Here is an 8,044-nt window from a genome sequence, read left to right as displayed (position 1 = left end):
AACGCGCCGCATGTGGCTTCCGGAACCTCGAGAACTCACGACGCCGGATACGATTCCACTGCACCCGCAAACAGCGGGCAGGCATCCAGATTCACTGCTGAGGTGCCCGCTCAACTTCGAAGAGCCCGCAAACAGCGGGCAGGCATCCAGATTCACTGCTGAGGTGCCCGCTCAACTTCGAAGAGCCTCTATGCCGAGCAGCAGCGACGCGCCGCGATCGAAAAGATCACCGTGCTGTTGGAGAAACTGCATCAGGATCGACTCGACGACGAGCGAAACAGCCTGGACGGTTGCCGGAACGCCATCGATAAGGCCACCGCGATTCTGCTCGACAAGGGAAAGATCAGCTCCTCGCTGGGCCTCGGATCAGCTGTGCACGCGATCGATACCGCGATTGCCGCTGCCGAACGCCGTGCGAAGGGGTGGAAGAAGGCGCTCAAGAAGCTACGGGGCGACAAGGTGGAACTGCCGGCGCTCGTCGGTGCAATCAACGGAATCGACGCCGAGGACGGCGAGTTCTACGCGCACCTCGAACTCGCGGACTTGGCCATCGCGCTCAAGCGGAGGGTCCTCGTTCTGCAGGCGGTGGAGCACGCTCAGCAGGACGAGGGGAATGAGTTCGAGAACTTCTCGGCAGCGTTGAAGTTGGATGCCCAGAACCTTGAGAAGTTGACGAACGATCTCGACGACGTTCGCCTCCGGTTGTCCACACTGCAACTCGATAGGTCGCACGGTATCCGTGACTTCACGTTCAGCTCGGCCTCCGTCGACAAGCTTCTGCACACAACCCAGCGACTCCGAGCACTCGGCGACCAGGTGTCGCACCCGCTCGGGCAGGCTGATGTGGCCATCGACATGGTGAAGCAGGCGGACGGCTCGGTGATCGTCCTTCCGCCGACCGCAGCCACGGCGTGAGTCGTCGCGAGGCGATCTACCGCAGCGATCCCGCCCGAACGCGGCAACGTGTGGCCGACCTGGAGTCGTAGATCGGCGCGCATGTCCTGACTTCGGATCGGCGATTCGTGTTCGGCTCGCTGGATTCCTGCCGCACAATGTTCGTGGGCATGGAGACAGGCCGGGCAGATGAAGGCGTGACGCTCGCGGTTTGACGACGCGAGAGCGGGACTCGCTTATTGGTGGCAATGCCATTACTAGGGATTTTGCCAACCTTTGTCGAGCGGCCCGGTAAGGGCGCGGCGGATGGCTGGGGCAAATTCTTTGGCTACTTTTCGTGGATCTCCGGGGCTGTCCAATTCAAGGTATTTAAGTCCTTGTAGAAGTGGTGGAAGTTGATCTATGCATCCGCGTTCGACGGCAGTTAGTATGGTTACATCGCGGCGTCCGGAGTATCTGCCAAGAAATCCTTCGAATTCGACCTGGCACCAGTTTGACTTCAAGAACTTCTCTGATACCCAGAAGATGACGATTGAGGACTGTGCGATTCCTTCTTGGACCGCGACGGCGAGATTCTGGCCATAGTCAATGTCGTGAACATCAATCCAGGTGGGGATGTCGGACCCAGCTAGATAGCCCTGAAGATCGATTACTTCTTCCTTGCGTTCATTTTGATGGCTCAAAAATACTCGCGATTTCGCAGTCCAATCCTGGGGGTCGTATCCTTTCGGAATTAGCTCCTTCCGCGTGGGAAAGCGGCACGGGTCTGATACTGGCGTCCCAAGTATGGCGCCTACGCTGTTCATTTGGCGCTGGCCAACAGCTTGCTGGAGTTGCTCTAGGGTAATGTCGGTACGTTGTCTCGCTTGGCATTCACTCATTAGATAGTTGATCTTCTTATGGGCGGCCCTGAATTTGTCGTCGCTTTCCCTGGAGATCACGGTTTGTGCGAAAATTCGTAGATCGTAAGGATAGTCTGACCACCATAAATTCAATCCGACGAGTACTGATTCCTCAATCGAGTTGATCTCATTGATGGCATGGAGAAATGGTTCGCGGTCGGCGTAGTCGCCTTCCCAGATGGTCTCGTGAATTTCCACTACATCAGACCTCTTTTTCTGCTCGAGATGGTTTCGGATGAAATTGAAGCACTTTTCAAAGGCTGCGGGCTGCGAATTGGGTCGACTAGTTCGTATAGGGATCCATGTTTGCTGGTCATAGTCGACTCGACCGACTCTGCAAGCGCGGAGTCGCGAAGTAGGACTCCGAACTCGATGTTTCGGTTCTCTGCGCTGAAGGAGAAGTTGGCGCTGGTCAGGAGCAGAATCTCGTGGTCGATCACGATGAACTTGGCGTGGCTCACGATCTCCCTGCCGTTGGGGAGTGTGGAGGACTGATAGACGGTCGCCTTCGGTAGTTGTGCCTTGACCTTGGCGGAATCGGCCTTTCGTCCGTCGACATAGACGACAACAGTGACACCAGGCTGCTCGGAAGCTTCTTTCAGTACCACCCACATCTGTGAGGTCGGCTCGAAGTTGTATGTCGCGCACACGACCGACTGACGTGCGGCCTGAACCAGACGATGGAACTCGCCGGTGAGGTGGCCGACCTTCGCCTCGTCGCCAGGCATTGTCCAGACGGGTGTGAGGTCCTGCCTAAGCGACTTGGCCCCAGCGATGGCGCGCAGGACTTCTGCCGCGCGCTGGCCGTCCTCGTGATTGAGTCCGGCATCAATTAGCAACTGTTTGGCCTCACCGCGACGAGCGGCATTGACGACGGCCAGCGCTTTAACAGTGTGCTGGCTGGCGGCGAACTGTGCCGCGAGAGCGTCAGCTTCGCTCGCGGTCAGGAACTTCCCGAGTAATGCGAAGGGGTCAGAGATCATCCGGGCTTCCGAAGAACCCGGATACGGATTCGCCCGTAGCCGTCGGGAGGTTGACTAGGAACCGCCTGTCGAGGAAGCGGTTTGCCTTTTCGCACGAGGTCTCGGACGCGAAGGAACAGCAATGGCATGCCGCACCGTGAAGGAAGTCCTCTGGGTCGCTCGGGGTGCGCGACGCGCATACTGGGTCGGACGAGCAGCGCGAAGCGCGACGCAGAGCTGCGACGACCAGCCTGTGGAGGTGTGCTGGCTCGGAGAGTGCTACCAGGCCGCCAAGCGTCCCTTCGCTATCAGACGCGGTTGTACAGATCAGCAGTCCGGCGGCAGCTTCGCGCTGTGGCGTGCTGGTCCAGCCGTAGATGCGCTCGGTGAGGCTGGCTGCACCGTAGCCGCTCGACATGGCCATCTCGCGAATCAGCGAGTGAGAGAGGGTGTGGAGCAGCCAGTAGCGAGGCGGCGGCAGTCGCAGGTCAGGATCCACGTTCTTCGCGGTCTCAGAGAACCGGCGCTCGAAGTTGCGTCGGTGAGCCGCACGGTGCGCCTCCCATAGTGGAGTCGCGAGGATCGACTGCTCCCAGGTTGCGACGGTTTCGAGGTCGAGCTGGAGGAAGATTCCTTCACCACGGTCCTCGGTCGCTGGCACCCAAGTCGGCTTCCCGTTGCGTGTGAGCTTTACCAGGCGGTTGACGAGGTCGTTGACGCGGTCCATCTCGTCGAGGCGGGTGAAACCGAGGACTGCGTTAACCTTCTTCATCTTGTTGACAGCCACGACGCGGCTGATTTTCGGATCCAGATTAGTCTCTCGCGGCATCTCGGTGACCATGAGGCCGCTGGAGTTCTGCTGCTGCGGGAAGAGTGCCGGCTTCTGGAGGTATCGCCACTCGGGCACGAGCAGATCTACCGGGTCCCACGCGGCGAGCTTCTCCTGACGAACTTCCTCCGAGTCGGAGGGCTCGAGCACATCGGCGACGGCAGCTGCGATGTCGTCGTCGGTGAGTCCGTCAAGTTCGATGTTCTTTGCGCCAGCGAGTGCCCTGATGACGTCGATCTGGTCGCCGAACTGTTTGACCTGCTCAACGCCCAACTCGGCGCGGAGCCGATCAGCGAGGGCCTCTGTCTCCTCAGCGTCGGTGCGTGGCATAACGATGATTGACTGAGTAGAAGCGAACCAGAGGTTGGAGGCTCCCATCATGATCAGTGCTGGGCGTGCATCGCAGCCGTTGTCGAAAGCATTGAGGTGTGGGTGACGCCCCCGACACTTCTGCGGGAGCTTGTCGCGGCCGACGGAGCCTTGGGCTTCGGCCATACCTCTGGTCTGACCACAAGAACCGCAGGCGATTGTAGAACCGACGCTCTTGCCAACGTTTGCGTCCCGCATCTTGAGGTCGGGAAATTCAGCTTTGGGGCAGTTCTTCCCTCGGTGAACCCACAGCGAGTACGGGAACTCGTCGAGATGGCCGTTGGTACACGTCAGCAGGTGCTGGGCCGGTACGGCGGGGTTGCCGGACTTCTTGTTGGAACTCCCGCCTCGGCCAGGACAGTTCTTGTGCGTGAATTGCGCAAGGTCAGGCCGGAAGGGATGCGTGTTCGTGTACTGAAACCTGGGCAGCGGACCGAGATAGTCACAGCCTGTGCAGCGAAGCCACTGAGGGAACACCCGCCCGGGGATACCGAGGTCTGATCCTTCGCTCGACATGCCCATACGCTTTGGCTGCCACGGGAATCGACGCAGTGCGTCTACTTGGGGGCCAAGGTGAAGCCGGACGACGTCGAGCAGGCGCGGTTCGAGGATGGATGGAACGTGATCGCGCCTCTTCCAGATCATCTCCCAGTCATCGAGGCCGGCGGGCATGATCGCGAAGTTGGGTAGGTCCATGATCGCGCCGGGGCCGTAGGTGTAGAGCAGCGATGAGGGACGTGCGGAGCCGACCTTGGCGCGGTTCTTGACTGCGCATTCCTCGGCGTCACCGAGAGGGTCGAGTTTCTCGTGCTCGTCGCGAACCATTTCATTGCTCAACTGGGGCGGCAGTTCGGTCATCAGTTTTCCTCTCCGACGGGCAAGGTCCAGTCTTCGACGCTGTCGGGCGTTCTCGCAAAAAGACGATTCTCCACAGGACTGACGAGAATATTGATTTCGGGCTGGACCTCGCGCATGGAGTTGGCGATCACGAATGGTGCGTCCATCGAACCGCCGATGGACGCTTTGGCGTTTTCGGGGCTGATGATGAGCGGTAGGTACTTCCCGCCGTCGCCGGTTCGTTCGTAGACGAGGGTCTTGTGCATGTCAGCGGCTCGTTTCGCCCTCTCTGCCCAGCGATCAAACCGGTTGACGAGTAGATCGTTGGCTTGCTTGGTCGCGGCTTCGTCGAGCGCAGCAACGGCGATACGTCTTTTGAGCTTATCCACGATTGCTTCGACAGCCGTTCGCTGATCCCTGATCCGCCACGCCTCACGCTCAGGCGAGAGCCCGTCGGGAACGGTCGCTTGCAGTACGCGGGCGGCGCTGACGAGGAGTCCGTCGATACCGCGGGCCAGTGACGTCGGCGAGTACGGTGTGACCGACAGCGCTTCGACCTGTGCGTAGAACGTTTGGTGGTAGTGCTTGAACTGCTCGAAGTGAGCGAGGTCGCGAGGCCGGGCCCAGTTGCCGAGCGACACTACGAGGCCAGGACGCGCTGTTTGGTCGCGACCCACACGTGACGACGCCTGAATGTATTCAGCCGTGTTCTTAGGTTGGCCGACTACGAGCATCAGGCCGAGCCGTTGGACGTCAACACCGACCTGCAGCATCGACGTTGCCAAGACGACGTCGTAGGGCGGGTTCTTCCGGGAGGGTGACTTCTTGCCAGCGCGCGATCTAAGAATGCGCTCCTCGGTTGCCTCTGTGGTGTCGTAGTCCGGGTCGAACTCTAAGCCAAGATGGTCGAGTGTCTGGCCGATCTCTGCTGAGGCGATGCGGGAGGTCAACTCACCGACATTTAGGAAGCCGAATGATGCCCCCCAGCGGCGAGGGAAACCGGAGTCCTTACGGGGGCGCCTGACGCGGCTCTGCACGTCGTCTGCGACGTATCGAGCCATACCGGCAAGCTCACGAGTGGCGTTGAAGTAGCCGACCAATGTCATGTAGGGATCGGCTGCGGCCCCGGCCCTGTCGAGAAGTAGCTGCCCAGCCGAAAGCAGTACCTCTGAGACCCGAATTTCGGCGCTCGACAAGCGCACGCCCTGGGCGCTGATACCGACATAACGGCGACCCGGGTTGGCATCGTCGATCGGCATCTCCTCCGAGAAGAATGTGTCGGCGACATCGAGTACCTGCGGCGGGAAGATCTCGACCTGCCGGCCATAGAGTTGGCGAACCTGCTCTTGTGCGTTGCGCACGGTTGCGGTTGAGGCCACGATCAACGGTTTCACCGGTGCGCCTAGGGGCGTCTCCCACGACGACAACGTCTCGACAGCAACCTCGAAGAGGCCGACCGAGGTGCCGAGCGCACCGGTGATGAGGTGTAGCTCGTCCTGGATGATGAGGTCCGGTGGGCGCAGGCGACCTACCGGCGTGACAGTTGCCGCAGGTAACCCGTCCTTCGCTGGGTGCGAGCCCACCTGGCACGGTGCGTAATCCGGATGGACGTAGCCGTGCCGTCCGCAACGCCGACTGACGTACCCGAAGAGCGCGGCGGCTTCGCCTTCGCGTGCAAGTCGGGCGAACTTGTCCACCGTGGCGATCACAAACGCCGGAGTCAGGCGGTAGATCTCCTCGTCCACGGTTAGAACGGGAAGGCCCTCCCTGACCGCGCCGCCCTTAGCGAACGGGCATCGAGCGAGTTCGTCGCCACAGTGGACGAAGACGCGACGGTAGCTCGCGTCCGCCTTGACCTGAGCGCCAGTGATTGGCGTTCCGCACCAAGGGCACCGCTGAATCTGAAGAACTGTCAACCGATGCCCGAAACCCTCGTTAGCCTTCCTGAGCTGCTCGTCGGCCTCCTCGAAACGCTTGGGGCTGACGTCAGTACCGACCCACAATCCGATGCGGAACGGCTCGGTGCCCCAGGTTGCCTCGTCTTCGAGGCGTGCAAGCTCTGCGGCGCAGACCAGCGCGGTTGCGCGCTGGAACTGCTGGGCGGTGAGCAGTCGGAGAGTGTAGCGCATGAGTACCGCAATGCCGTCGCGGCCGTCGAGCGGCCCATCGGTGGACTCGATCACGCCCTGCCGCCGGCGAATGGCGAACGTGTAGGCCGCAAGCCCGAGGTACGCCTCGGTTTTGCCGCCGCCAGTCGGGAAGAACAGCAACTCGACTTTGGAATGCTGGTCTGAACTTCGGATTGCAGCAGCCGGTTCAGTCAGTGCTCCGAGTTGCATAAGAATGAAGGCGAGCTGGAACGGGCGCCACGAGGCGGCTGACGCACCACGGCGAGCGACGATCTCCTTCGCCGCCTCGATTGAGAGTGCGGCGTCAGCAGCACGTGCGGCCGCTACTTGCGAGGCAATGCGCTGGTCGCGCATGACCCTGTTCATGAATTGGAAGCAACGCAGGGCTTCCGGGTCAGCGGCGACATACTCCAAACCAGCGATGAGGCGCCTGTGTGCAACGCGTGCGTCCCACAAGGCAAACTCAGCGGTTTCCTGAAGGTGCCCCGGCAGGGCTGCCGCCTCCGAATCTTGGGCGTCGAGCCAAGCGCCGTAACCACTGACCAAAGGATCGAGGCCAGAACGCAGCTCTTCCGGTGTGGTCGTCGACAGTTCGTCCATCGACAACTTTGCGTCCTCGACGGAGCGGGCCTTGGTCTGTGGGGTCTCCCCGGTGGGCAACCAGGTTGTCTCGACGGAGGTTGCGCGGCGGGCACCGTTCTTCAGTGTCCAATCGGCCGAGCAGGTGCGACCGATCGCAAACTCCAGCCGGTTCCGATACTGAAGGTTGAGGCGCTTGACCTCTTCATCATGCTCGGGCCAGTCGTGCTCCATCACGTCCTGCACAGGAAGGAAGGCTTCGGCCCCACCTGCATCCACAAGCAGCTTTGTCTGAAACATCCACATGCTCAACGGGATAGGCATGGGGGTTTCGCGGTCGTTACAGAGCGCGATTTCCACGAGCACACGGTTGAACTTTGGATCGTCGTAGCTGTCGACCCGCAGGACGATGGACTCGGCGGTGTCATAGCGTCGTAGCAACACTGCAGGCCACCAGGGGTTGCAGGTAGCACGACGGGAGACCCGGGTGGGGCTTGGACGGATGATGCTGACGGTGGCGGATCGAACGGAGATCGCCGTCGG

5 protein-coding genes are annotated in these 8,044 nt (G+C 60.8%); 1 reads left to right on the top strand and 4 read right to left on the bottom strand.

Annotated features, from left to right (window positions below; translation table 11 throughout):
• The first annotated feature begins 231 nt into the window (after window positions 1–231).
• The gene (locus tag ABD989_RS17390; protein WP_345314469.1) at window positions 232–915 is read left to right on the top strand and encodes a hypothetical protein; all 684 of its coding nucleotides are present in this window, start codon (window positions 232–234) and stop codon (window positions 913–915) included.
• 236 nt (window positions 916–1,151) lie between these two features.
• On the opposite strand, the gene ABD989_RS17385 is transcribed toward ABD989_RS17390, so the two are convergent.
• From ABD989_RS17385 to drmA, 4 genes are read right to left on the bottom strand one after another with little or no spacing between them, the layout of a single operon-like run.
• A complete protein-coding gene (locus tag ABD989_RS17385; RefSeq protein WP_345314468.1) occupies window positions 1,152–1,994 on the bottom strand; it encodes a toll/interleukin-1 receptor domain-containing protein in 843 nt (280 codons plus the stop codon).
• Window positions 1,994–2,779 (bottom strand): DISARM system phospholipase D-like protein DrmC, encoded by a 786-nt coding sequence (drmC, locus tag ABD989_RS17380; RefSeq protein ID WP_345314467.1) that lies wholly within the window; start codon window positions 2,777–2,779, stop codon window positions 1,994–1,996. The genes ABD989_RS17385 and drmC overlap by 1 nt, the downstream gene beginning before the upstream one ends.
• The gene (drmB, locus tag ABD989_RS17375) at window positions 2,769–4,814 is read right to left on the bottom strand and encodes a DrmB family protein (RefSeq protein ID WP_345314466.1); all 2,046 of its coding nucleotides are present in this window, start codon (window positions 4,812–4,814) and stop codon (window positions 2,769–2,771) included. Before drmB ends, drmC begins: the two co-directional genes overlap by 11 nt.
• Complete coding sequence (gene drmA, locus ABD989_RS17370) at window positions 4,814–7,945, bottom strand: DISARM system helicase DrmA (protein ID WP_425556562.1); 3,132 nt, start codon at window positions 7,943–7,945, stop codon at window positions 4,814–4,816. The genes drmB and drmA overlap by 1 nt, the downstream gene beginning before the upstream one ends.
• Window positions 7,946–8,044 lie beyond the last annotated feature (99 nt).

The sequence above is a fragment of the Gordonia alkaliphila genome, assembly GCF_039542465.1.
Lineage (GTDB): Bacteria > Actinomycetota > Actinomycetes > Mycobacteriales > Mycobacteriaceae > Gordonia > Gordonia alkaliphila.
Note: the sequence above shows the minus strand (reverse complement) of the source record. Positions and strands in the feature narration are given on the sequence as shown.

What these genes read in the sequence shown, in the direction of transcription:
- drmC (WP_345314467.1), bottom strand. Translation starts at nt 2,779, where the DNA reads ATGATCTCTGACCCCTTCGCATTACTCGGGAAGTTCCTGACCGCGAGC.
- drmB (WP_345314466.1), bottom strand. Translation starts at nt 4,814, where the DNA reads ATGACCGAACTGCCGCCCCAGTTGAGCAATGAAATGGTTCGCGACGAG.